General features: G+C 54.0%; 21 protein-coding genes and 1 pseudogene. 14 read left to right on the top strand and 8 right to left on the bottom strand.

Annotated elements, in window-relative coordinates; all coding sequences use genetic code 11:
• Nucleotides 1–398: 398 nt before the first annotated feature.
• Complete coding sequence (gene ltrA, locus M493_RS15950; protein ID WP_020961418.1) at nt 399–1,658, top strand: group II intron reverse transcriptase/maturase; 1,260 nt, start codon at nt 399–401, stop codon at nt 1,656–1,658.
• A gap of 220 nt (nt 1,659–1,878) precedes the next feature.
• On the opposite strand, the gene M493_RS15945 is transcribed toward ltrA, so the two are convergent.
• Together M493_RS15945 and garR are read right to left on the bottom strand one after the other, a co-directional pair.
• The gene (locus M493_RS15945) at nt 1,879–3,312 is read right to left on the bottom strand and encodes a four-carbon acid sugar kinase family protein (protein ID WP_020961417.1); all 1,434 of its coding nucleotides are present in this window, start codon (nt 3,310–3,312) and stop codon (nt 1,879–1,881) included.
• Between the two features lie 36 nt (nt 3,313–3,348).
• A complete protein-coding gene (garR, locus tag M493_RS15940; protein ID WP_020961416.1) occupies nt 3,349–4,245 on the bottom strand; it encodes a 2-hydroxy-3-oxopropionate reductase in 897 nt (298 codons plus the stop codon).
• A gap of 168 nt (nt 4,246–4,413) precedes the next feature.
• Here garR and M493_RS15935 point away from each other — a divergent pair, with 168 nt between their 5' ends.
• From M493_RS15935 to M493_RS15910, 5 genes are all read left to right on the top strand, one after another.
• Nucleotides 4,414–5,046 carry a GntR family transcriptional regulator gene (locus tag M493_RS15935; protein ID WP_020961415.1) on the top strand — a complete coding sequence of 211 codons (633 nt, stop codon included), beginning with the start codon at nt 4,414–4,416 and terminating at the stop codon, nt 5,044–5,046.
• Nucleotides 5,047–5,556: 510 nt separating this feature from the next.
• Nucleotides 5,557–6,303 (top strand): hypothetical protein, encoded by a 747-nt coding sequence (locus M493_RS17415; protein WP_020961413.1) that lies wholly within the window; start codon nt 5,557–5,559, stop codon nt 6,301–6,303.
• Nucleotides 6,304–6,401: 98 nt separating this feature from the next.
• Entirely contained in the window at nt 6,402–7,295 is an 894-nt protein-coding gene (locus tag M493_RS15920; protein ID WP_020961412.1) for an ADP-ribosylglycohydrolase family protein, read from the top strand.
• Nucleotides 7,296–7,741: 446 nt separating this feature from the next.
• The gene (locus M493_RS15915; RefSeq protein WP_020961411.1) at nt 7,742–8,002 is read left to right on the top strand and encodes a hypothetical protein; all 261 of its coding nucleotides are present in this window, start codon (nt 7,742–7,744) and stop codon (nt 8,000–8,002) included.
• Entirely contained in the window at nt 7,999–8,388 is a 390-nt protein-coding gene (locus M493_RS15910; RefSeq protein WP_020961410.1) for a retropepsin-like aspartic protease, read from the top strand. The genes M493_RS15915 and M493_RS15910 overlap by 4 nt, the downstream gene beginning before the upstream one ends.
• Nucleotides 8,389–8,710: 322 nt before the next feature.
• Here the strand turns inward: M493_RS15910 and M493_RS15905 are convergent, their stop codons facing one another.
• The 3 genes from M493_RS15905 to M493_RS15895 form a co-directional block, all read right to left on the bottom strand.
• Nucleotides 8,711–9,649, bottom strand: coding sequence for a hypothetical protein (locus M493_RS15905; protein ID WP_020961409.1), 939 nt, complete (start codon nt 9,647–9,649; stop codon nt 8,711–8,713).
• A 199-nt stretch (nt 9,650–9,848) separates the two neighbouring features.
• Complete coding sequence (locus M493_RS15900; protein ID WP_020961408.1) at nt 9,849–10,346, bottom strand: L,D-transpeptidase family protein; 498 nt, start codon at nt 10,344–10,346, stop codon at nt 9,849–9,851.
• Nucleotides 10,347–10,751: 405 nt separating this feature from the next.
• Nucleotides 10,752–11,225 carry a hypothetical protein gene (locus M493_RS15895; RefSeq protein ID WP_020961407.1) on the bottom strand — a complete coding sequence of 158 codons (474 nt, stop codon included), beginning with the start codon at nt 11,223–11,225 and terminating at the stop codon, nt 10,752–10,754.
• A gap of 268 nt (nt 11,226–11,493) precedes the next feature.
• Here M493_RS15895 and M493_RS15890 point away from each other — a divergent pair, with 268 nt between their 5' ends.
• The 8 genes and pseudogenes from M493_RS15890 (at nt 11,494) to M493_RS15855 (ending at nt 18,866) form a co-directional block, all read left to right on the top strand.
• Nucleotides 11,494–12,426, top strand: coding sequence for a DMT family transporter (locus M493_RS15890; RefSeq protein WP_020961405.1), 933 nt, complete (start codon nt 11,494–11,496; stop codon nt 12,424–12,426).
• Between the two features lie 34 nt (nt 12,427–12,460).
• A pseudogene (locus tag M493_RS15885) lies at nt 12,461–12,721 on the top strand (DUF4351 domain-containing protein); the annotation flags it as partial.
• Nucleotides 12,722–12,846: 125 nt separating this feature from the next.
• On the top strand, nt 12,847–13,905 hold the full coding sequence (locus M493_RS15880) for a glycoside hydrolase family 130 protein (protein ID WP_020961403.1): 1,059 nt from the start codon (nt 12,847–12,849) through the stop codon (nt 13,903–13,905).
• Between the two features lie 216 nt (nt 13,906–14,121).
• The gene (locus M493_RS15875) at nt 14,122–15,474 is read left to right on the top strand and encodes a TrkH family potassium uptake protein (RefSeq protein WP_020961402.1); all 1,353 of its coding nucleotides are present in this window, start codon (nt 14,122–14,124) and stop codon (nt 15,472–15,474) included.
• 12 nt (nt 15,475–15,486) lie between these two features.
• Nucleotides 15,487–16,377, top strand: a complete 891-nt coding sequence (gene galU, locus M493_RS15870; protein WP_020961401.1) for a UTP--glucose-1-phosphate uridylyltransferase GalU — start codon at nt 15,487–15,489, stop codon at nt 16,375–16,377.
• 365 nt (nt 16,378–16,742) lie between these two features.
• Nucleotides 16,743–17,132 carry a DUF488 domain-containing protein gene (locus tag M493_RS15865; RefSeq protein WP_020961400.1) on the top strand — a complete coding sequence of 130 codons (390 nt, stop codon included), beginning with the start codon at nt 16,743–16,745 and terminating at the stop codon, nt 17,130–17,132.
• Nucleotides 17,129–17,617, top strand: a complete 489-nt coding sequence (locus M493_RS15860; RefSeq protein ID WP_020961399.1) for a macro domain-containing protein — start codon at nt 17,129–17,131, stop codon at nt 17,615–17,617. Before M493_RS15865 ends, M493_RS15860 begins: the two co-directional genes overlap by 4 nt.
• Before the next feature lie 277 nt (nt 17,618–17,894).
• Complete coding sequence (locus tag M493_RS15855) at nt 17,895–18,866, top strand: MTP-1 family protein (RefSeq protein ID WP_020961398.1); 972 nt, start codon at nt 17,895–17,897, stop codon at nt 18,864–18,866.
• Nucleotides 18,867–19,229: 363 nt separating this feature from the next.
• Here M493_RS15855 and M493_RS15850 read toward each other — a convergent pair whose 3' ends face one another.
• Genes M493_RS15850 through M493_RS15840 form a run of 3 tightly spaced genes read right to left on the bottom strand, consistent with a single transcriptional unit; the run spans nt 19,230 to nt 23,808 of the window.
• A complete protein-coding gene (locus tag M493_RS15850) occupies nt 19,230–19,409 on the bottom strand; it encodes a hypothetical protein (protein WP_020961396.1) in 180 nt (59 codons plus the stop codon).
• Between the two features lie 2 nt (nt 19,410–19,411).
• Nucleotides 19,412–22,192: a DEAD/DEAH box helicase gene (locus M493_RS15845; protein WP_020961395.1), complete on the bottom strand. Its 2,781-nt coding sequence runs from the start codon at nt 22,190–22,192 to the stop codon at nt 19,412–19,414.
• On the bottom strand, nt 22,189–23,808 hold the full coding sequence (locus M493_RS15840; protein ID WP_020961394.1) for a hypothetical protein: 1,620 nt from the start codon (nt 23,806–23,808) through the stop codon (nt 22,189–22,191). Before M493_RS15840 ends, M493_RS15845 begins: the two co-directional genes overlap by 4 nt.
• Nucleotides 23,809–23,815: the final 7 nt, after the last annotated feature.

Genomic DNA, 23,815 nt, shown 5'->3' with positions numbered 1-23,815 from the left:
CTGGGTATCATTGGGTGAGTTTGCACGACAAAACGAAGCCCTTTCTGCCGAAGGTGATACCGAGTAAATGAAGCAGATAGATGGAAGGAAAGACTGCACTCTTACCCGGGGAGGTCTGTCCGGGAAGCCAAGTGCGCTTGGCAACCGTTGGAGCGATCCAACGCTGAACGGACAGAAGTCAGCAGAGGTCATAGTACCCGTCTAGCTTAAGGTAGAAGGGGAAGGACCGAACCATGAAGGAGAACGGCCACTAGGCGTTCATCTTCTTTGATGAAGCAGACAACCCGAAAGGGCCTGCTTGAGGGAGGAAATGGTGAAGTCCATGGGGGACCTCAAGAGGGTGGAGAAGAAGATGGCACAAATAGAACGGATCGTTCACGTAGAGAGGAAGAATCGGAATGTGGATGAAACAGGTACTGTCACGGGAGAATCTCCTGCGAGCACTCAAACAAGTGGAAAAGAATAAAGGGTCCCATGGAACCGATGGAATGTCCGTCAAAGACCTGCGAAGACACCTCGTGGAACATTGGGACGTGATACGGCGCGCTTTGGAAGAAGGGACCTACGAACCTTGCCCGGTCCGACGGGTCGAAATCCCGAAACCGAACGGAGGAGTCAGGTTACTAGGAATCCCGACCGTGACAGACCGGTTCATCCAACAGGCCATCGCCCAAGTGCTCACGCCGATCTTTGACCCATCCTTTTCGGAACACAGCTACGGGTTTCGTCCCGGTCGAAGAGGACACGACGCGGTGAAAAAGGCGAAGCAGTATATTCAGGAAGGATATACATGGGTGGTAGATATCGACTTGGAAAAGTTCTTTGATCGAGTCAACCATGACAAACTGATGGGGATATTAGCGAAACGAATTCCAGACAAAATCCTCCTAAAGTTGATACGGAAGTATCTACAGGCAGGGGTCATGATCAACGGGGTGGTCATGGAAACACAAGAGGGGACTCCACAAGGAGGGCCGCTCAGTCCACTTTTGTCCAACATTCTCTTGGATGAGCTGGACAAAGAATTGGAAAAACGAGGGCACAAATTTGTACGGTATGCGGATGACTGCAATATCTACGTAAGGACGAAGAAGGCCGGGGAACGGGTGATGAAATCGATCACGGCATTCATTGAAAAGAAACTCCGGCTGAAAGTCAATGAAACCAAATCGGCAGTGGATCGACCGTGGAGGAGAAAATTCCTCGGTTTTAGCTTCACCCCAAATAAGGAGCCAAAAATCCGGATCGCAAAGGAAAGTATTCGGCGCATGAAGCAAAGGATACGCACCATGACGAGTCGATCGAAACCGATTCCCATGCCCGAGCGAATCGAACAGCTCAACCAGTACATTCTGGGATGGTGTGGATACTTCTCGTTAGCAGAGACTCCAAGTGTGTTCAAAGAACTAGATGGATGGATTCGACGAAGGCTGCGCATGTGCCAATGGAAAGAGTGGAAACTTCCGAGAACCAGAGTCCGAAAACTGCAAAGTTTAGGAGTGCCCAAGCGGAAAGCATATGAATGGGGAAACACTCGGAAGAAATATTGGAGAGTGGCCGCTAGTCCCATCTTGCATAAAGCCCTTGGCAACTCCTATTGGGAGAGCCAAGGGCTGAAGAGTCTTTATCAACGATATGAATCTCTGCGTCAGACTTAATGGAACCGCCGTATACCGAACGGTACGTACGGTGGTGTGAGAGGACGAGGGTTAGTCACCCTCTCCTACTCGATTTTGCTTGAATTGGGTTGTGTATTTCTCGTGGCTGCCATTGCTGATACGCAAAGCGGTAGCAAGGCATGCAATTGAAACGCCTGTTTGGTAGCGAAACGTTTGATTGAACAGCAGCTCTAGTTGATTCTCTTCCATAAAATAACTATCAGGATCCCTCAAGAACGGATACCACTTCCCTTAACGTATCCACCGTCCCCACATTGCCAGGAAAGATGACGTACGGAATGGACGGGAATTTGCTTTCCGGGCCCGTCCGCCAGACCGGCACCCCGGGTGCGATTTGCCCCATTACTGTGGCGCGTTTCACGTGCAGTCCGTTTGTGCCGATATCGCTTGATGTAATGCCGCCCCTGGCGATGAGATATTTCGGTGTTGCGGAAAACTCCGAGACAATGCGGGTGACGCCGGCGGAGATGGCGACAGACAGCTTCAGTTCTTCTTCTTCCATTCCATCGCCGAGTTCCAGGCGCTCTCGTTTTGTGTAAACGACGGTCGTGATGCCCTTGGCCACGTTCTCCTCGGCTTCCAGCCGGACGCGTTCAATTTCGTGCGAAAAGGCGTCCTCGTCGAAAACGAGATGGCTGTTCAGCTCAATGAACTGCAGGCCGGGAAGCTCTTTGAGCCGCTGGAGCTGGTCGGTCGTCTTTTTCACATGGGACCCGACGATAATCAAGCCGCCGTTTTCCTTTTGGCCCGTCAGGAGTTCTTCGGCGGTCAGGAAAGGCCGGGTGGGAATGTTGCCGATGACTTTCGTGAACGATGCGCCGGTTCTGAATAAAAACGTTTTGCCGTCGCGAATGGCTTTGATCAGGGCGATGGCGAAAACGGCGATGTCCTGTTCTTCAATTGCATTGACAATCACTTTGTTAAAATGAGTGACGGACATGAGCTGCCGGTAGATGCCGTCGATATCGAGCCGTCGGATGCGGTCGAGCGAGATGTACACCATTTCGTCCTTGCTGTATTTTCCGCGTGTTTTCTCCTCCACCCATTCACCTAGGTGGCTTGAACGGTATCCGAACGTCCGATCATTTGCAAATTCGGTTTCGCCGACGGGCACCAACACTCCGTCTTGTTCGACATAGTGGATATTGTTGATCGTCCATCTTCCGCCTTCTTGGAAAAACGGTGCGATGACTTCTCCGTCGATCGCCCGATGGCGGTTTCGCTCAATGGTGGTTTTTAACACGTCCGTTTCTAGCGGATAATGCCCCCGCAACGTCGAGTCCCCGCGGCTGATGAGAAGGTACGGGCGATTGAGCTCACGGGAGACCGCCTCGATCCGTTCGGCAATGTCTTGATGGACGTTTTTGGTGACGTCAGCGGTAAACGCTCTCGAGTTGGTTAAAATGAAAAAAAGGTTGTTTTCTTCTTCAAATCCCCGTTTGATGGATTCGTACGTCCAATCGGTATAGACTGATACGCCGTGGACGGTTTGTACACCGGTCGGGTCATCGTCAAGAACCACGATTTTATGGCCGCCAAGAAGTGGGTACGTTTCCGTCCACAATCGTTTAACAGCCTCATCATCAAGTTTCGGGTAAGATTGGATGGCTTCCACCGTTCGCAACATTGTCATTCCCTCTCTCTTTTCAAAATGACAGGGGAAGGGCGGTTACACGCTGGCAGGCTGCGCCACTGGGAAGTTGGCGAGTTTTTCGTAGTATTGCACCAATGCCGCGTGATCAAGCCCTTCTTTTCCGTCGACTTTCAACGCGTAAAACATTTCTAGCACTTGGCTGGCAAGCGGAACAGGAACACCAATTGCGTGCGCGGTCTCGATGACGTTCGTTAAGTCTTTGAGATTAATATCAATTCTCCCGCCTGGTCGGAAATTGCGCTCGAGAATGAGAGGCATTTTGGCGTCGAGCACCGCGCTTCCTGCAAGGCCGCCGCGGACGGCTTGATACATTTTCTCAATATCAATGCCTGCTTTCGCCGCCAACATGATCGCTTCGGACATGGCGGCGATGTTCACGTTCACCATGATTTGGTTGGCGAGCTTCACGGTGGTGCCGGCTCCGTTTCCTCCGACAAGGGTGATGTCCTTGCCCATGCACTGGAGAAGCGGTTTCACTTTTTCAAATACTTCTTCCTTCCCGCCAACCATAATCGCCAGCGTCCCGTCGATCGCTTTCGGCTCTCCGCCGCTTACTGGGGCATCAAGCATATCGATGCCGCGGCCTGCTAACGTTTCGGCCAATTCTTTTGACACAACGGGGGAGATTGAGCTCATGTCGACGACAATCGCCCCTTGTTTTGCCCCTTCCACGATCCCGTCTTTGCCGAGCACGACGCTTTTCACATGCTCGGAGTTCGGAAGCATGGTAAAGATGACATCGCTGTTTTTGGCCGCTTCTTTCGGGGATGCGGCGGGTACGGCTCCTTCCGAGGCGACGCGGCGAACCGCTTCTTCGTTGATGTCAAACACCGTCACCGTGTAGCCGTGTTTCAGGAGATTTCTGACCATCGGTTTTCCCATAATGCCGATGCCAATGAACCCTACCAACATGTGCGGTGGCCTCCTTTTGAGCGAGGTGTAAAACGCTTTCTTACGTTCCATTGTACACAAAAATATAAATTTTGTATACATTTATATGTTGATTGAATGCAAAATATGTTTCCTTTTCTTCTGCCTGGCCGCTGCTTATAATTTATAATAGAATGGCTAAAGGAGACGATGGCGTTGGTGAGAAAAACACCGCAACTTGCTTACATCAAATCTTACGAATACATCCGGGATAAAATATTAAATGGGGAGCTGCCGCGGGGCACGAAACTGGTCGAAGAGCGAATCGCGGAGGAACTGGGCGTCAGCCGGACGCCGGTCCGGGAAGCCATTCGCAAGCTTGAGCAAGAAGGGCTCATTTTTCAAAAAAAGGTCGTCAATCCGACGGAGACGGATTTGCGCAACATTTTTCAAGTCCGGATTTTGCTTGAGGGGTTTGCGGCGCGCTATTCTGCCATGTATATGAGCGGGGAGGCGCTGGACGAACTGCGAAACTGCATCGTCACCGCCCGAACCGGCACGACGGAAGAGATTATGGAAGCGAATGAGAAGTTCCATAATATAATCGTGCAAACAAGCAACAATCCATTTATGATCGACATTATCGACCGGATGCAATCGATTATTTATTTGTTCCGAAAAACGGTCGTGTACCATAAACGCCCGTTTTTGATCGACGAACACGAGCAAATTTATGAAGCCATTCGCGACCACAACGGTGACGAGGCGGAACGGTTGATGAAAGAGCACTTGCAGGCAGATTTGGACTTTTGTTTGCATCTCCTCAATCAGAACCGGAAGTAGGAAAATCGGGGGCCGGAACGCCCATGGCGATTGGCATATAGCGTGTTTTTCGCTTTCACTCTGGGAGAAGAGGAGGCAAAAAAGCGCTTGTTGCTGGTTATCGTTTGCCGCGTACTTGCGGGATGCCTTGCCTAGGTGTGGCATAAGAATACGAAAAACGCCTCGCCCGAGGATTTTGGTTCAGATGAGAGCGGCTGGGCAGTCAAACGGCAAAGACGGACGAAGCTGGCCGTTGTGCGGATCGATGGCACATAAATTTTTAGGGATGGGCATGAATCTATGGAAACGAACATCGTATAACGAACCATATGCGAACGGGAAGTCCGCCCTGATGACAGGGCGGTTTATTTATGGGAAAAAATCTATGAACCGGCCAACACTGGAATGCTGGGAAGTCCCTATGTCCTGGGCCTTCGTTCTTAAAAATTTTATGGAAGGAAAAGGATTATAAGGAAAAACGTCGAAATCAAACAATGGACATCTATATCGACGGACATGGAGGGAATTCCATTGAGCGTTTTTCGGGAACTTGGCAGATTAGCAGGGAAGGCAGCAGGGACATTGATCGGAGGGGCGGTAAACGTAGTCGGCGAACTGGCGGACAGCCGCTTTCTCAAAGAGGTCGGAGACGGGGTGAAAAAGGCGTCCGAATTCGCTGGCGACACGTTCGGCCAGGCGGTCGACGGCGTATGGAATGCGGCTTCCGGCCTTATCCAAAAGGATGAGGCGAAGATCGAGAGAGGGATCGAAAACATCGGCCAGTCGATTTCACGCACGGCAAAAGGCGTATATGAGACAGCTAAACATACATACCAAAGCGGCAAAGAAGTGTATGAAGGGATGCGCGATGATGACGTCCAAAAGGTGAAAAACGGGCTGGCCAGTATCGCCAAAACGGCGGCGATAGGAACATTGGCCGTCGGAATTGTCGACATGATCGATGGAGCAGACTACAGTGATGGGGCTGAGAGCGGCGGGGATGTGAATCGCGCAAGCCATGGTGCAGATGTTCAGAGTCAGCTGGTCGGTTCCGTGTCCCTTGAAGCAGCTGCGGCCGTCGAATCAGAGGAAAGTCCGGGAACGCATCATGTCCGCCCGCACTGGGTGGAAGGGCATTGGCGTGACGGGCAGTGGATTGAAGGATATTGGCGCGACGGCGACGGGAACATAGACGTGAACTTGACCGGGGAACAGGGCGGCGGCTATGAGCGGACGAATCCGGACGGGAATCCGGAGAACAACTTCACGTCGGCCTGAAGACCTTTGGGGAGTGCGGTGCGTAACCGCGATGGATCGCAATCGATGGTTTTGACGATTGAGGCCGTTCATACATAGAGAAGGGGGGAGTCTGCAGGGTGCTGGACCGGATCAAAGGCGGGCTGTTTGGGGTGGCGATCGGGGATGCGCTCGGGGCGACGACGGAGTTTATGAGCGTTGACGACGTCCGCCGCAAGTATGGAAAGGTGACGGACATCATTGGCGGCGGTTTCCTTGACTTGAAGCCCGGGGAAGTAACGGACGATACGGCGATGACGATCGCGGTGGCGCGGGGGATCATTCGCGATCCGACATGCCCGATTCATGACATTGGCGAGGAGTTTTTGCGGTGGTACGAGACCGACCCGCCCGATGTCGGCATCATCATCCGCATGGTGTTGAGGCGGTATCAGGGCGACTGGTTTGCGGCCGCGGTGCAGGCTTGCGAGGAGTTAGGGGGAAGATGTGCAGGCAATGGGTCGCTGATGCGCTGTTTGCCGATCGCGCTGGCGTATGCGGACCAAGAGAAGATGGAAGAAATAACGGCTGTGCATTCCCGCATGACGCATGCGGACGAACGGGCGACGGAGGCGTGCCTCATTTATAACCGTATCGCCTTTCGGGTGCTTCAAGGGGAGCCGCTCGCCAAGGCGATTCGGAAGGAAGTGGAGCACACTCGCTATGAGCCGCTGCTTATGGTGACGCCTGCCTATCCTCCTGACGGGTATGTCGTCCATACGATGGGGTGGGTGTTGCATTGGCTGCTTCGTTGTGAATCGTTTGAAGATGTCGTCATTTCGGCCGCGAATATGGGTGGGGACAGCGATACGATCGCGGCCATTGCGGGAGGGCTGAAAGGGCTGGAAGTCGGGTACAGCCAGCTGCCGAAGCGGTTTGTGGAAACGATCGGTTGCGCTGATGAACTGGAAAAACTGGCGGTGCAACTGGCCGATGTGCGAAGTTCGTTCGGATCGGAAGCTGTGCAGGGGTAGGGGAGACGAAAAAAGACACTTGTTATCATGGGAGGAGAGGGCATGAAAAGAGCCGCGCGGTTGCGGCTCTTTTGTGCTGCCTATCGGTCCATTTCCTTTGTGAGGTCGGCGACGGTTAGGTCGGTTCGTTTGTTGTTTCCGGGATCAGGAGCGTATCCGGAAGAGAGCGATAACAAGGAATGTTTGTTTCGCTTTAATCGGCTCTGCGCTTTTCTATTCGTGACCGGCAATGGAGAAATCCCCTTGTTGTGTTTTTAGGAAGACGATGCGCTCGAAATCATCTATTGACTAAATCATTCCATTCTTGGAGCATGCCCGCAAATACCGGGGCGTGAGAATGCTGTCCTACATACAAAAATCGTTCCCTTATGCTGTCTTATGGCGCGATCTGCGTTATACTGAAAATAAAAAATGGAATGGGACAATAGGGAGAGGAGGAAAGCCGAGTGAAATGGGAAGACATTTGCCAAGCGTTTCCGAACTGTTGGGTGTTGATCGAAGCGGTGGATGCTTATACCAATGAGGACAACAAACGGATTTTAAATCAAATGGTTCCGATCGAAGCATTTTCCGATCCAATGGAAGCCATGCGGGCATATAAGCGGCTTCATAAAGAAACTCCTCAGCGGGAATTATACGTTCTTCACACCAACCGGAAAGAAATCAATATTTCCGAGCGGAGATGGGCAGGGGTGTGGAGGGGATGATGCCGCTTTATATAGAGGACGGGTTGTTGCTCACGGCATTGCGGATCACACATCGAGGGAAGACCGTAGAGTTCAGCAGGGCGTTGGTTGATACTGGATCAACAGGGACGATCGTCTCTGCAGATCAGGCCGCAAAGATTGGGATCGTGCCGGAGGAACATGATGTCATTTATCGAATTAGCGGGGTGGGTGGAACGGAGTTTGTTTACGCCAAGACGGTGGATGAGGTGATGGTCGGATCGATCCGAATGAAGCATTTTGAAGTAGAATTGGGAGCGATGGAGTACGGTGTTGAGGTAGATGCCATTATCGGTCTCGATTGTCTTCTCCATATGGGAGCCATTATTGACTTAGAAGCGCTGTCTCTCTATAGCAAAAAGGTTTGAGTTTCCACTTCGTGATGATTTTCCGTATGAGCGTCCCCCTATTCCCCAAACTCGTTTGTCATGTTTTTTGCGATACGAATCGACTAGGTTTTCAGCTGCTCTCTCATTTGGAGAAAAGAAGGCCAGTTTGGATGGTGAAAAAAACTGTACGGCCGGGATGATCCATTTTCCACTGTCTCCAAAACGTTGGTACGCCTCGATTTTCCCTCGATGTTTATATCCGTTATACCACCTTTGTTAGAGAAACAAGAGAGACGGAGATCTTGTCGGGCGCCAAAGGGCCGACGAAAAGAGCCGCGCGGTTGCGGCTCTTTTGTGCTGCCTATCGATCCATTTCCTTTGCGAGGTCGGCGACTTCGGCGACGGTCAGGCCGGTTCGTTTCGCCACTTCGTGGATGGGCAAGACATCAAGGAAGTTTTTGGCGATTTCAATGGCTTTTTGTTTTTCGGCTTGCTTAATCGCTTGTTCTTTTTCCTGCACGATTTTTTGCAAGGCTTGCTCTTTTTCCTGCATTACTTTCCTCAACATTTCTTCTCTTTCTTGTTCAAGTTCTTCGACTAACAGGCGAAACACTTTGTTCATTTTGATCCACTCCTTTACATTTTCGGCGTATGACCGGTCGATGAATTTGTCTGTGGCGGTCAGAACGCCGGCGATGATGTGCAGCTGTTTCGGTTCGTCGTCGATCGTTTTCGCCAGTTCGATCGTTTTTTCGATCATCGTTTGCCGGTCGAAGCGGGTGTGCATGAGCGGCACGAGGATGAGTTTCATCGTTTCTTCCGGAGTGAGCGGTTCGCCGTTGTGGACTTTTTCTTCAATGGCGTGGAAAATCGCATCGCCGTTGAATTCGCCAAGCAGCACCGCTTTGGATGAGAGAAACACGTCGCCGGCGTCAAGCTGTTCGCGGGCGCTCGTGACATCGCTTGTATAAATGACCACAATGCGAACCGGACGGATTCGTTTTTCCTGTTGATAGTATGTGTGAAGGAGTCGACAGGCATAATCGAGATACTTCAAATGGTTGTCGGGAAATCGTTCGTTGCTTTCGTACTCAAGAAGCAAAATGGAATCGTCTTCGAGAAGAAACACGGTGTCGGCGCGCCGTTCATCCGCCCGTACAGACGGAAATTCGGTTGGCAGCACTGCTTTGATCCGCGGGAGTCCGTGAAGTCCGTATACATCGAGGGCTTGATTTTGGTACAATGCGCTGAGTGATTTGAACAAAATGTCCTTGGCGTGATGCGAGATCCCGCCTGCCATCGTCTCCACTCCATTCGCTTTTTATCTAAATTATACTACTTGACCGACCGGTTGTCAGCTGCCATCGCGGGCGGAAACACGTTGTTCGCCCGGTGAGAGCGAACGGCATCTTCTCGAAAATGGAAGATTCCTCTGGCGGGTAAAACGCTCCTTCATCTGTTGACTCTCGGCAGAACAGACGGATGACACTGTTTTGCCTTCACGGCCGAATAAACACTTCCGTTCCGTTCGGGACGATGGAGGCGAGTTCGAGCACGTCTTTGTTGTGCATGCGGATGCAGCCTTTGGATACGTATTTGCCGATTGAGGACGGGTCGTTCGTGCCGTGAATGCCGTAATGGATTTTGGATAGGCTTAACCACATCGCGCCGAACGGTCCGCCTGGGTTTGGCTGGCGGTTGACGATGACAAAGTCGCCGATCGGCGTGGCGGTGACCATTTTCCCGACGCCGACGGGATACGTGCGGATCGTCCGTCCCCGGTGTTTTAACGTCAGCTGCCGGCGGCTGATTGACACATGGATCGTGTACGGAATCGAGCCTTTGGCCGGAAGGTGGGGGATGATGATCTCCTGGCCGGGAAAGATGACGGACGAGGCCGTTAAGCCGTTGGTCCGAAGCAAGGCCTCAACGGACGTCCGGTAGTCGCGGGCGATGGAAGCGATCGTTTCCCCGCGTTTGACGATATGTTTGTACATTCGATTTCGCTCCTTTTTTCAGCGGATGGAGAAAACAGCTTCGGTTCATGATACAGTAGTGTATGAGAAGATTCGAATGAGGTTGCTTGCCTAGAGCGGAGAACGGAATGTCATGCCAGACGGGAAGGAATCGTTCGTGCGATATCTAGAGACTTGGCAGAGAGCGTTTGCGTCACAGATGTTCTTTGTGGAAATGACGGGCTAAAAGGAGAATGACGCTGTTCTAAAACCGGAAGCGCAGAAGGTCGATGATGGGCGGTGTGCCGCACTCTCTCCTGTTTGGCTTAGAGATCATGGACGGCGCTCTCTTTTTGGCGAAAGATGGGATGCTTGAGATCGTCGAGGAATGGAAGGGAACGGTGAAAGCGGCGCCCGGATGCGGTCGGGGCCGCATAGATGTGAGGGTTACGGACGGTAAGGGAACAAAATGCGCTTTTCCCCTTTTTCTGTGGCGACGAAGACGTCTTGATGGATCTCAAACACGCCAAAGGCGCTGTTGAACGTCTGGATGACGCGGACGCGATAAACGTCGTGAAGCGGCTTGTTGCCGTCTTCCATCGACCATGACGACAGTTGTTCCACCTCATCGATGCGGTAGTCGAACGTTTTGACGCCGAAGTCTTGCATAAAGACGTGGGCGCGGCGCTGGATGTAGACGTCTTTTGGGAATTTCTTTTTCATAAGCGGGTGAAACAGCTCCCAAGAGCTGCCGAAATCCCCTGCTTGTTCGTAGCGGTAAAACGTGTCAACAATTTCCTTCGCCTCGTTCCGCTCGTTTGAAAGAAACAGAGACAAGATCGCCACCAACACGGCGACGGCAGTGAGAACCGCCACCCCAGTCCTGGCTTGGATCGTCTTTTGGCGGTAGCGTGGGAACATGGGGCCTCTCTCCTTTCTGTTATACCATATGCACGACGGGCGGCCGATATGGGCGGAAAGTGCCGCGGGATTGACATGCGGCCGTATTTTGCAGTCAAAAAATTCGTCGGAGTGTAGTAAAATAGATGGCAGAAGCCATTGGCGACGAAAATGAAATGGAAAAGCGAACGTTCGTTTTGTTTGGAAACGGACAGACAGGCGGAGCGGTTTGGCTCCGTTTTCCTTTTCCATTTCGCGGAAATCAAACGTGCAGGAAAGGTAGAGGGTGATGAGGAAATCGTTCATTTATGCGCTGCTTGTCGGGATTATGGTCGCCTGGGGATTGAATGTGACGGCGTTGAAAATTCTCGTTGATCATTTTGCGCCTGTGACGTTGACGGCGCTGCGCATTTTCACGGCTGGGGTGGTCGTGCTTTTGTTTTTATGGGGGAGCGGCCAGCTTCGGAAAGTCAGTTGGAATGAGGCGAAACAGATCGGGGTGGCGGCGCTGTTCAGCGTCGTCGCCCACCATTTTTTCCTTTCGGTTGGGCTGACGAGGACGACGGCGGCGAATGCGGGGTTGATTTTAGGGCTCGTGCCGCTGGTGACGTCGTTGTTGGCGATGATGTTTTTGCGTCATCGGTTGACGGTGTTTCGGTTGCTTGGCATTGCCTCGGGGTTTTGCGGCGTCGTGTTTGTCGTCGCAAACGGCGATGGCGGTCTCGGGCATTTGTCGGTCGGGGACGTATATGTGTTTTTGGCGGTGTTGGCGCAAGGGATCAGCTTTATTATGATCAAAAAGGCGACGGTCGAAGCGCGGGTGATGACAGGGTGGATGTTGGTGTTCGGGTCGGTGTGGCTGTTTGTTTTAAGCCTCGTGCTGGAACCAGGCGGCGTGTCGAGTTTGAAAGACGGCACACCGTCGCTTTGGATGATTTTTCTCGCTTCGGCGGTCGTGGCGACGGCGCTCGGCCATATGTTTTACAACCAGGCGGTGCAGCACCTCGGCCCCGCCGAGTCGGCGGTGTTCATCAACTTGAATCCGCTCTTTTCCTTGCTTGGCGCTTATTGGTTTCTCGATGAGACGATCACGCTCGGGCAACTGGTAGGCTTTTTGTTCATCGTGGCGGGCGTCGTGCTTGGCAGCGGGGGATTGGATGACATGAGCGCCCGCTTCCGCCGGGCGAAGGTGGCGGCTGGGGGGCGGAAGGTGGGAATGTAGCCGCGTTGGGATCCCTCACTTCGCGGTCTTGGGTGTAAAGTTGTCTGATGAGGAAGAACAACGGCTCCGAAGCGAGGTGGAACAAATGGAGACGAAAGAAAAAGAACGCGTGCTGGAATTGATCATTTCGTACGAGCAAAAAGGAAAAATTCAGGGCCGAAAGGAAGGACGCAAGGAAGGAGCGGAACAAGAAAGACGGCACATTGCGAAACGGATGTTGATGAAAGGGTACGATGTGCAGACGATTCACGAACTGACACGGTTGGCGGTTGAGGAAATTGAGGGGATGAAATAAAAGATATTGTCCTTGAAGCGAGAGCCTTTTCTCGGATCGATGATAAAACACCCTGTCACCCTGTCGTCGTGTATAAATGGCTTTGGTATTGTCGATAGATAAACATCGAGGATGGTGGAATAACCATGCACCTTTACCGCTATGAAGAAAACCCGCTCATTACGCCGCAAGATGTGCCGCCGTATCACGACGGGTTTGAAGTGATCGGGGCGTTTAACGCCGGGGTGGCGATGTTCCAAGGGGAGGTGTTGCTGCTGCTTCGGGTGGCGGAGCGGCCTGTGTCGCATGATCCGAATATTGTCAAGGCGCCGGTGTGGAATGCCAAGACCGGGGAAGTTGATGTGTATGAGTTTCGCCAAGACGACCCGCGCTATGATTTTTCCGATCCGCGCGTTATTAAAGAGGCGGGGACGGAGCGGTTCGCTTACTTGACGTCGCTTTCGTATTTGCGCCTCGCCCGCAGCCGAGACGGGCGGCGGTTTACAGTCGATGACCGTCCGTTTGTCTATCCGTCGAACGAGTTGGAGACGTTCGGGGTGGAAGATCCGCGCATTACATGCATTGACGGGACGTATTACATTTACTTCAGCGCCGTGTCGCCAAAAGGGGTCGGCGAGGCGATGGTGTCGACGAAAGACTTCCGGACGGTGACGCACCACGGCATGATTTTTGCGCCGGAAAATAAAGATGTGCTTATTTTTCCAGAGAAGATCAACGGGAAGTACTACGCCCTTCACCGCCCGGTGCCGAGAAGCAACGGCCGCCCCGAGGTGTGGATCGCCGAGTCGGACAATTTGCGTTACTGGGGGAACCACCGCTTTTTGTTCGGTTTGCGGGAAGGAAAGTGGGACAGCGCCCGCATCGGCGGCGGGGCGGTGCCGATCAAAACGGAGCGCGGCTGGCTTGAGCTGTATCACGGCGCATCGGACGACCACCGCTACTGCATGGGGGCGGTGCTGCTCGATTTGCATGATCCGTCAAAAGTCATCGCCCGCTCGGAGCGCCCGCTTGTCGAGCCAGTGACGGATTACGAGGTGAACGGCTTTTTTGGCCGCGTCGTGTTCTCGTGCGGCGCGATTGTCGATGGCGATATCGTAAAAATGTATTACGGCGCCGCTGACACCTCGATGGCGTGCGTGGAGCTGAAGCTCAGCGAGATTTTGGATTCGCTTGTCAAGGAATGAACTTGTAAATGGGAAACGCCTGATGTGTCGGGCGTTTCTTTTTTATGGCCCCCTACGGCGCTTTCCTGCCGGAAGTTCTTCCTTTTATTTCTTTCTTGGCAAAGGGATTTGGTATAATGGAAAAAACGTCGATTGATTGGAATGATCGATTATGCTGCAAGCTCGGCGTGTGGAAGCCGCCCATGCGCTCAGTAAGGCAATGGTGGTGATGGCGGCATGGCCATGAAACGTTCGTTATGGTTGAAGTTGTCGACGATTCAGTTGATCATTCTGTTTTATTTGGCGGCCGTCGCGGTGTCAACGGTATTGTTATGGCTGCCCATCGTCCATCGGCCCGGGGTGGAGCTGTCGTGGATTGATGCGCTGTTTACAGCGGCGAGCGCCATTAGCGTGACCGGGCTGACGGTTGTGTCGATTCCGGAGACGTTTAATACGTTTGGGATTGTCTTGTTGATGGCGATGATGCAAGTCGGCGGCGTTGGGCTGATGATGCTTAGCACCTTTCTTTGGCTGCTGGTGGGGAAAAAAATCGGGTTTCGCGAGCGGCAGCTGATTATGGCTGATCAAAACCGGCTTGCGCTTTCGGGGCTCGTGAAGCTCACGCGGGAAATCTTTTTCCTGATTCTCGCGATTGAAGCGGTCGGTGCGCTCGTGCTGGGCGTGTACTTTTTGCGTTATTTTCCGACGTGGTCGGAAGCGCTGTTGCAGGCGGTGTTTGCGTCGGTCAGCGCGACGACGAACGCCGGGTTTGACATTACCGGGAAGTCGCTCATTCCGTTTGCCGGCGATTATTTCGTGCAAACGGTCCATATCGTTCTCATCATTTTAGGAGCCATTGGGTTTCCGGTGCTGATTGAGGCGAAGGAGTTTTTGTTGGCGCGCGACCGGAGGCGCTATCGGTTTTCCTTGTTTACGAAACTGACGACGGTGACGTTTTTTAGCCTGGTGTTTTTTGCGACGGTTGCGATTTGTGTGCTCGAGTACAGCCATTTCTTCGCGGGGCAGCCGTGGCACCGTTCGCTGTTTTATGCGCTGTTCCAGTCGGTGTCATCGCGAAGCGGCGGGCTGGCGACGATGGATATGAACGAGTTTTCCGACCCGACGTTGTTGCTTTTGAGCGCGATGATGTTTATCGGCGCTTCCCCAAGCAGCGTCGGCGGCGGCATTCGGACGACGACGTTGGCGGTGATCTTGTTAACGGTTTGGCATTTTGCCAAAGGGCGTTCGGCGGTGAAAGTGTTCGGCCGTGAAATTCATGAGGAGGATATTTTAAAGTCGTTCGTCGTTTTTATCGGGGCGCTGTTTCTTTGTTTCGGGACCGTTCTTGTGCTGTCGGTGTCAGAGCCGTCCATCCCTGTGGTGATGATTTTGTTTGAAGTTTGTTCGGCGTTTGGGACGACGGGTCTGTCACTTGGCATTACATCGGAACTGAGCCCGTTTGGAAAGTTGATGTTGGTGATGGTGATGTTCATCGGCCGGGTCGGCATTATTTCATTTCTATGGCTGATCCGCGGCCGGGCGGTGAAAGACAGCTACCATTATCCGAAAGAGCGGGTCATTATCGGCTAGAGGAGGGGGACTATGCGGAAAAAAGTGCGCAAAGCGATTATTCCGGCCGCAGGGCTTGGGACGCGGTTTTTGCCGGCGACGAAGGCGATGCCAAAAGAGATGCTTCCGATTGTTGATAAACCGACGATTCAATATATTGTCGAAGAGGCGATGGCCTCAGGCATTGAGGACATTATCATCGTCACCGGGAAAGGGAAGCGGGCGATTGAAGATCATTTCGACTATGCGTTTGAGCTCGAACAGCTGTTGAAACAAAAAGGGAAGCTTGATTTGCTTGAGAAAGTGAAAGAGCCGTCGAAAGTCGACATTCACTACATCCGGCAAAAAGAGCCGAAAGGATTGGGACATGCCGTTTGGTGCGCGCGCAGCTTCATCGGGGACGAGCCGTTTGCGGTGTTGTTGGGCGATGATATTGTGCAGGCGGAAACACCGTGTTTAAAGCAGCTCATTGAGCAATATGAACAAACGTTCAGCTCGGTGATCGGCGTCAAGCGCGTGCCGGAGGAGGAGACGCACCGTTACGGGATCATCGACCCGCTCGAGCAGCAGGGGCGGCGCTACCAAGTGCGGCGTTTTGTCGAAAAGCCAGCTCCAGGAACGGCGCCGTCGAACCTCGCGATCGTCGGGCGGTACGTGTTGACGCCGGAGATTTTCTTGTTTTTGGAGAAACAAGAAGTCGGGGCAGGCGGAGAAATTCAACTGACCGATGCGATCGGGCGGCTGAATGAAATTCAGCGCGTCTTTGCCTATGAATTTGAAGGAAAACGGTACGATGTCGGCGAAAAGCTCGGCTTTATCGAAACGACAATCGAATTCGCCTTGCAAAATGAGGAGCTGCGCGATGAGTTGCTTTCGTTTTTAGGGCGCATCGTGGCGAAAGCGGAGCGGCAAAAGGGCGAGTGATGAAGTTAAGGGGGGCGAAGCGGGCAGTCAGGAGCGGCCCGTCTGGCACTGGTTGCCCTCATCTCGATAGATGGGGAGGGAATGTTTGTCGGAACATTTCGGAAAAAGGCGGCGATGTTGCCAGATTGACGGAGCTTGTCGGAAAAGAAAAGTCGATTTTCAAACGTTCTCAACTTGAGAAACGCTGGTTTTCCGTTCGTTTCACGAAGTCACCACTCGTTTGGGCTGGCACGGAGGGGCTGACCCCATTTGTGCAGGCAACGGACGGGTTCTGCAGAGAGCTTGAGGCGCCTGCGCTGCGCAGTGGGTTCAAACGTGTAAAAGCACTCATGACGATACAATCAAGTATAGGAGACAGAGAACGTATGGCAGTTGAACGGGAGATTCCTCATTTCCAAATTAAGCGAATTTATGAGCCGTATGCCGCTTCTGATGGCACCCGCATTCTCGTCGACCGCCTTTGGCCGCGCGGGGTGTTGAAGGCGGAGGCGCGCATTGACCGCTGGATGAAGGATATCGCGCCAAGCCCTGAATTGCGGAAATGGTTTGGCCATCAGCCCGAGCGGTTTGCCGAGTTTGCACGAATGTATGAACAGGAGCTGACGACGGATGCCACGAAGCAAGCGCTCGTGACAGAGCTGCTTTCGCTTTCGGGAACGGTGACGCTGCTGTACGCGGCAAAAGACGAGCGGCATAACCATGCCGTCGTCCTGTTGGAGTTGTTGCGCAAAACCGCTAAGGAGGGGTTCGGATGATTCGGGCCATGGTAGGCGATTTGACGAAGGTCGAAGGAGTCGAGTACATTTGCAATGCCGCCAACGGCATCGGACCGATGGGCGGCGGCGTGGCAGCGGCGATTCGCCGAGCTGGGGGACGTGTGATTGAAGAGGAGGCGATCCGCGTCTGCCAGGCGCAAGATCCAAAGCCTGGTGACTTGTATGTGACGGGGGCAGGCTCGCTCCCGTTTCGCGGGGTGATTCACTTAGTGACGATGAAGCGGCCGGCCGGGGCGACATCGTATGAGATTGTCCGCATGTGTCTTGAACGGCTTGTGGCGTACTGCCGGGAACACGGAATCAAGAAGGTGGCGCTTCCAGCGTTAGGGACAGGCGTCGGGGGGCTTGACAAGGAAAAAGTGGCGCGGCTGTTCCTCGAGGTGCTTGGGCCGGTTGAGGATGTGGAGTTTGTGGTCGTGGATGTTGACCAAGCTTTCATCGATTTTGTCCAACAGCGCCAATAAAGGAAGAAAAAGGGCCTTGACTTCGCTTGGCCCTTCTTTTTTTGGCAACGAATAACGTGTTTCCTTCTTTCTCATATCATATTATAATAGGAGCACACGAAAGAATGAGTTTCATTGACTTCCTGATCCGGCCGACGGGAGGTGGCATCGCCTTTGGTGTCCAAATGACGAAGCCGGTGTGAAAAGGAAGTGAGGGTTTCCTGTTCGAACCGCGACCAGGAAAAACGGCCAAAAATGCCGATGCGGGCGTTTTTGGCGGCATCCGGAGGGATGGATCATGTTATTCTCATTGCCAACATTAAAGACATGCCAAGTGTTAGTGGACGAATTTCGCTCGGCTCCGCAGCCGTTTGAGCCGGAAAAGCTCCGCTTTGCGGGTGTCGGGGACCGGGACGTTTACAATATTTCTGCACCGTTTGAAGATGAAGGTGAATTTGTCATCGCGGGCCGCGTCGAGTCGCGCGACAGCGAGCAGTCGGAAGTGTACTTTTTCGTCGAGCGCGATGGCGTCTGGGTGCCGCGCGAAGGGGCGCCGGTGTTTGCCTTGCAGGACCCGTTTGTGGCGCGCATTCACGGCCAGTTGGTGTTCGGCGGGGTGGAAACGTTTCCGCATCCGGTGTTTGACGGCGAGCTGAGCTGGCGGACCGTCTTTTACCGCGGCCGCAATATCCGCAGTTTGAAAAAGTTCGCCGAAGGGCCGGACGGGATGAAAGACATCCGCCTCGTTGAGCTGAAAGATGGCTCGATCGGCGTGTTCACCCGGCCGCAAGGGGAAAAAGGGGGCCGCGGCAAAATCGGGTTTACCCGCATTTTCTCGCTCGATGAGTTGACGCCGGACGTCATCGAAGCCGCTCCGCTTCTTGACGCCCAATTTACGGATGAGGAATGGGGCGGCGTGAATGAGGCCCATTTGCTTTCCAACGGGTTGGTCGGCGCGCTCGGCCATATCGCCTGCTTTGACGAGCACGGCAATCGCCACTACTATCCGATGGTGTTCGTGTTGAACCCGGAGACGATGGAGCGTTCGGAGTTGGAATTGCTTGCGCTTCGCTCCCACTTTTTGGACGGCCCGGCGAAACGCCCGGACTTGGCGAATGTCGTCTTCAGCGGTGGGCTCATCCGCAAAGGCGACGGCACGGCTGAGCTGTACGCCGGCGTGAGCGATGCAGAAGCGCAAAAAATTTCGCTCATCGATCCGTTTGCGAAATACGAGGCTCAAGAACTTGATCGGATGTATGCTTCCGTTTAGGGAAAAGGACCGGCACGGTCCCACCTTCTCTTGATGAGAAGGGGGCGGCTGGCCTTTTTTCGTTTTGGCCGGTAATGTGCGGTGGTTCCCGAGCGGATGTTCAGATGAAAACGGGAACGGTCCGCTCTGTTCATTTTCCGGGGCTTGAAATCGACATGACGGAATGGTTTCGTTGACAAGAGGACGGCTTGAAAGCGAACAGCGTGGGACGAATCCCACGCTGTTCTCGTGAAAATGCACGCGTCTTGACGGGTCATGTTTATGCCCGGACGGAGGGCGAAACGTTGCCCATGGAACTTTTTCATGAAAATGCGCGTGTCTAGACTCATCATTTTCATGCCGGGGGAAAGGACAAAAACGTGCTCATGGAGCTTTTTGTCTGTCCAACGGAGTCGGGGCGGCGCTCATCAGCCGTGTGGTGTCCCTTTTCCGTTGCGTTTGCCGTTTTTCCCGCTCGTTCAGCTTTTCTTCCATCCGTTTCAGCAGCTTTTCCCACGGATTTTCCGGTTTCGTTTTCTTCCGCTTTGGTTTTGCTTCGGGCATGATCAAGCGCCTCCTTTCGCCGCGGCCGATAAGGCGAGCAGGTCGCGCAGTTCGTCATCGGACAGTTCGGTGATCCACGTTTCGCCTTCGGTGATCATATCCGCGAGCGCCCGCTTTTGTTCGAGCATGTCGTCAATTTTTTCTTCAATCGTCCCGGTGGTGATCAACTTATGGACGTGGACGAATTTTGTTTGTCCGATGCGATAGACGCGGTCGGTCGCCTGGTTTTCCACAGCCGGGTTCCACCAGCGGTCGAAATGGATGACGTGGTTGGCGGCCGTCAAGTTGAGACCGGTGCCGCCCGCCTTGAGCGATAAAAGGAAAATCGGCGCTTTTCGCGCTTGAAACTCCTCGACCATTCGATCGCGTGCTTGTTTCGGGACGCTGCCGTTTAAAAACAGCACCGGCTCGTCAAACAAGTCGGAAAGCAGCTGTTGGATCATCTCGCCCATCCGCACATACTGGGTGAAAATGAGGCATGACTCGTCGTTGGCGCGAATTTGCTCGATGAGTTCGACGAGTTTTTCAAGTTTATGCGACCGCTCGACGAGCTGGCGCGGATGGCGTTCTTTTAAATAAAGCGCCGGATGGTCGCAAATTTGCTTGATGCCGTTGATCATTTGCAAAATCAACCCGCGCCGCGCAAACGGGCTCGCTTCTTTGGCGCGCTCGAGCGTATCGTTGACAAGCTGCTCATACAATGCCGCCTGTTCGGCTGTGAGCGGACAATATTCTTTTTGTTCGAGCTTATCCGGCAAGTTGAGGGCGACTGCTTCGTCCGTTTTCGTCCGCCGCAACAAGAACGGGCGGATGAGCGCTTGCAAGGCCGCTTTTTTGCGGGCATCGCCTTCTTTTTCGATCGGGCCGGCGAAGCGGCGCTCGAACTCGGCCGCGCTGCCGAGATAGCCGGGGTTGAGAAAGTGGAAGATGCTCCAAAGTTCGTTGAGCCGGTTTTCGACAGGCGTGCCGGATAAGGCGATTTTATGCGTTCCGCGCAGGCGGCGGATGGCGCGCGCCTGTTTCGTTTGCGCATTTTTGATGTTTTGCGCTTCATCAAGACAAATCGCATGCCAGTCAAGCTGTTTTAAATCGTCGTAGTCCAAATGGGCCAAGCTGTAAGAGGTAATGACCAAGTCGGCTTCGCCCGCTGTTTTGATGAACTCGTCGTGTTTCGCCCGGTTTGGCCCATGGTGCACGTAGATGCGCAAGTCTGGGGTGAAGCGGGCGCATTCTTTTTGCCAGTTGCCGATCACGCTGGTCGGGCAAATGAGCAACGCCGGCGTGTCCGAGCGCTCGGTTTCTTTGACGTGCGCCAAATAAGCGAGCAGCTGCACCGTTTTGCCAAGCCCCATGTCATCGGCCAGACAGGCGCCAAAGCCAAAGCGGCGCAAAAAGGCGAGCCAGTCGACGCCGCGCTGCTGGTACGGGCGGAGTGTGCCGCGAAACGACGGCGGCACATTCGCTTTCGGCAATCCATCCAGCTGCTGGAGCTGGCGGATGAACGCGCGGAACTGATCATGGACGTCAATGTGGATCGGGATCGATTCGTCCGTTGCCTCTTCGCGCTCCTCTGCTTCTGAAAGCAGCGTTTGCGCCACGATATCGTGGATCGGCACGCCTTCTTTTTTCGCCTTTTCCATGAGCGCCTGCGCGCGGCGGACAAGGGCGGGGTCAAGGATGAGCCATTGGCCGCGCAGGCGGATGAGGCGCCGTTTTTGTTCCGCCAAAGCGGCAAATTCCTCTTCCGTCAGCTCAACGCCGTTGGTCGCGACGCGCCAATCGAAATCAGCGAGCCGTTCAAGGCCAAACAGCGATTCGGCCGTGACAGACGGGGACAGCTTCGCTTTGACCGACAGCTGCGCCTGGCGGATGTCGTGCCACCAATCAGGCAATAAGAGACGCACGCCCGCTTCGGTGAGCTTTAAGCTGTCTTCGGACAAAAAACGCCACGCTTCTTCATTAGACAGTTCCGTCCGCAGACCCTCCCCGGCGTCAAGCCACGGCACGATCGCGCAAATGCGGCGAATGGCGCGCTGGATCGATGATTCATATGGGCGCCAGGCGCGCGGAATATCACGGGCAGAGGCGATGACGCTGTCGTCGATGGCGATGAACACCGCTTCCAGCGTCCATGGGCCGCCGTCCTCGGGCGGTTCCGTGAGGCGCAGCCCGACCGTAAACGGCGGACGTTCGCCGAGCCAACCGATTTGTTCGAGCCAGTCGTCTTCCGCTCCGGCCCATTGGCCGCCGCGGGCTAAGATGGCCGGATGGGCGTCGACGATTTCTTGCCAAATGCCGCGCAGTTCCGGATCGCGCGACAGCCAGTCGGCGATTGCGAGCGACCGCCATGCCGCAACAAGCGGGTGCGGATCGTCTTTGAGCCCGCGCCAACGCGTCCGTTCGGCTTCGGCCCATTCAGACGGCTGTCCTTGTTTCCACGCTGAGAAATCGGGGCGGAAGCGGCGCGCGCGCACATCGTCGATGATTTGCTTCGCCCATGTTTCAAGCTGGGCGGTGAACTCATCTCCCCACTTGATGGAAAGAAAACGGTTGGACGGGCGCCAGGCGAAAAACGTGAGCGCCTGCCACGGGGATAGCCGCACCGCTTCGCGTCCGTGGACGGTCGCGACGTCAAGCAAGGCGCCGTAAAACGTTTCTTCATGCCAGGCGAACACGAGCGGCGCCCAGCTCGAAACACGGTCCGGGCCGCTGAGCCAGAAGCATCGTCCTTCTTCGCTCCACTCACATGAAAGGGTGATCGTCTGCAACGCTTGTTCCATCATGGAAGCAATTTTCCTTTCTCCAGTTCTTCATGAAACGCCCGCATGCGCGCTGTTTTGGCCAGCAGCTGTTCAAGATACATCTGCCATTCGTTCATTCGTTTCAACGATCGGTAGCACGCACGCAATTTTTTTAAATATTGCACGGCGACGCGATAGCTTGCGCGGTTTTTCGCCTCGACAAAACGCATGACCGCTCGGTGATACAATGGCAAGACGAGCGCCGGGTTTTGTTTTTGCAGCATGGCGAGAAATGTTGGATCAATGTCATGGGCGGTGGCGTCCACCCATAAGTATAAGTCGACTACATCATGGTAGCGCCTTTGGCCGAGCAGCCAATGAACGTAGCGGTTCGCGCTGTATGGGAAGCATGCGGACAACAGCTTCTCATAGTCGTCCCATTTGTTGTGTTGGCGAGCGTATGATTCGTACAGCCGACCGATTTCGTTGACAAACGGCGACCGCTCCATCTCTGGAAGAGCGGATATGTAGAAGGCAAGCTCTTGCTTCCCTTTCGCCCAAAACGATGCGAAACGTTCCGGCAGGTGCGAGGACGCGAAACGTTCCATCCAATCGATAAAAAACGGAGCCGCTTCCTTGGGATGTTGGCGGTAGATGGCGAGCGCTTCGTCATCTTCGCCGAGTAAAAAGGCGAGATGGGCGGCAGCTAGCAACAGAGTGGTTGACTGTTTTTCCGTTGCCAGGCGGATCAGCGTTTCTTTCTCTTGCCGGCGCTGCGCTTCTTTCGTGAACAGCAGCTCCCAAGCGGTTGTGTATAGGCTATAGACGAGTGAAGGGGACGCCTTTCCCCACCGCAGCAACAACTCCCGTACATACGGGATCGTCTGTTCAATGAGCGCTTCAACAGACGGGGGCGGCGGTTCGGACGGAAACTGCTCCAACGCTTCGAACCATTCGTCGGCGATATAGTCGACGTCCTGCTGCCACGAAAACTCGTCGTATGATCCAAACAACAGCCCTTGGCCCCAACCGCGTTCGCGTCCGTATTCAAACAGATGGTCAAGCAGAAACAAGGCCGCATGAAAGCGGTGCAACGAACGAACAGCGCCGTGTTTCGGGCTGTTTTTGACGAGTTTTGGAAACAGTTGATGGGACAAGCGGTACGGCCAATCATTGCGGCGGCGGTGGCGGGCGCTCCATTCGTCCAATAGGTCGGCGAACTGCTTCCGCCATTGGGCGACCGATTCCGCCGGTTCCGCTGTGCGTGTTTCAGGCGGCTTTTTGCGCGAAGCCGCTTTCCGGGTTGGGGTTTGTCCGCCTTGTTTCCATTGCCGCAACAACTCGCCATTGTCAAATACGTTGCCGTACACGTAAAAGAACAGCGCCAATACGTGCGGGCAAAGATCTTCCGCCTCGCATGGGCAGCTGTGGAGGGAGATGTCCGATAAATCAAGCGTCACGTCATGAATCGCGGTGTCGCCGATGACTTTTCCTTCGATAAAATCGCTGTCCATGACCATGACGTTGTACACAAACCCTTGCCGCGACAACTCTCGCCCTTTTTGGATGACATGTTGGAAGAGAGAAAACGGCCATTCCCGCTGCAAGTCGGCAGCGGCTTTTTGCAATAGAGGTTTTGAGATTGCGGTCTGCAACATACCGGTC

Origin of the sequence: Geobacillus genomosp. 3 (assembly GCF_000445995.2) — a bacterium.
Taxonomy (GTDB): domain Bacteria; phylum Bacillota; class Bacilli; order Bacillales; family Anoxybacillaceae; genus Geobacillus.
The sequence above is the reverse complement of the archived record's forward strand: the minus strand, read 5'-3'. Positions and strand labels throughout refer to the sequence as shown.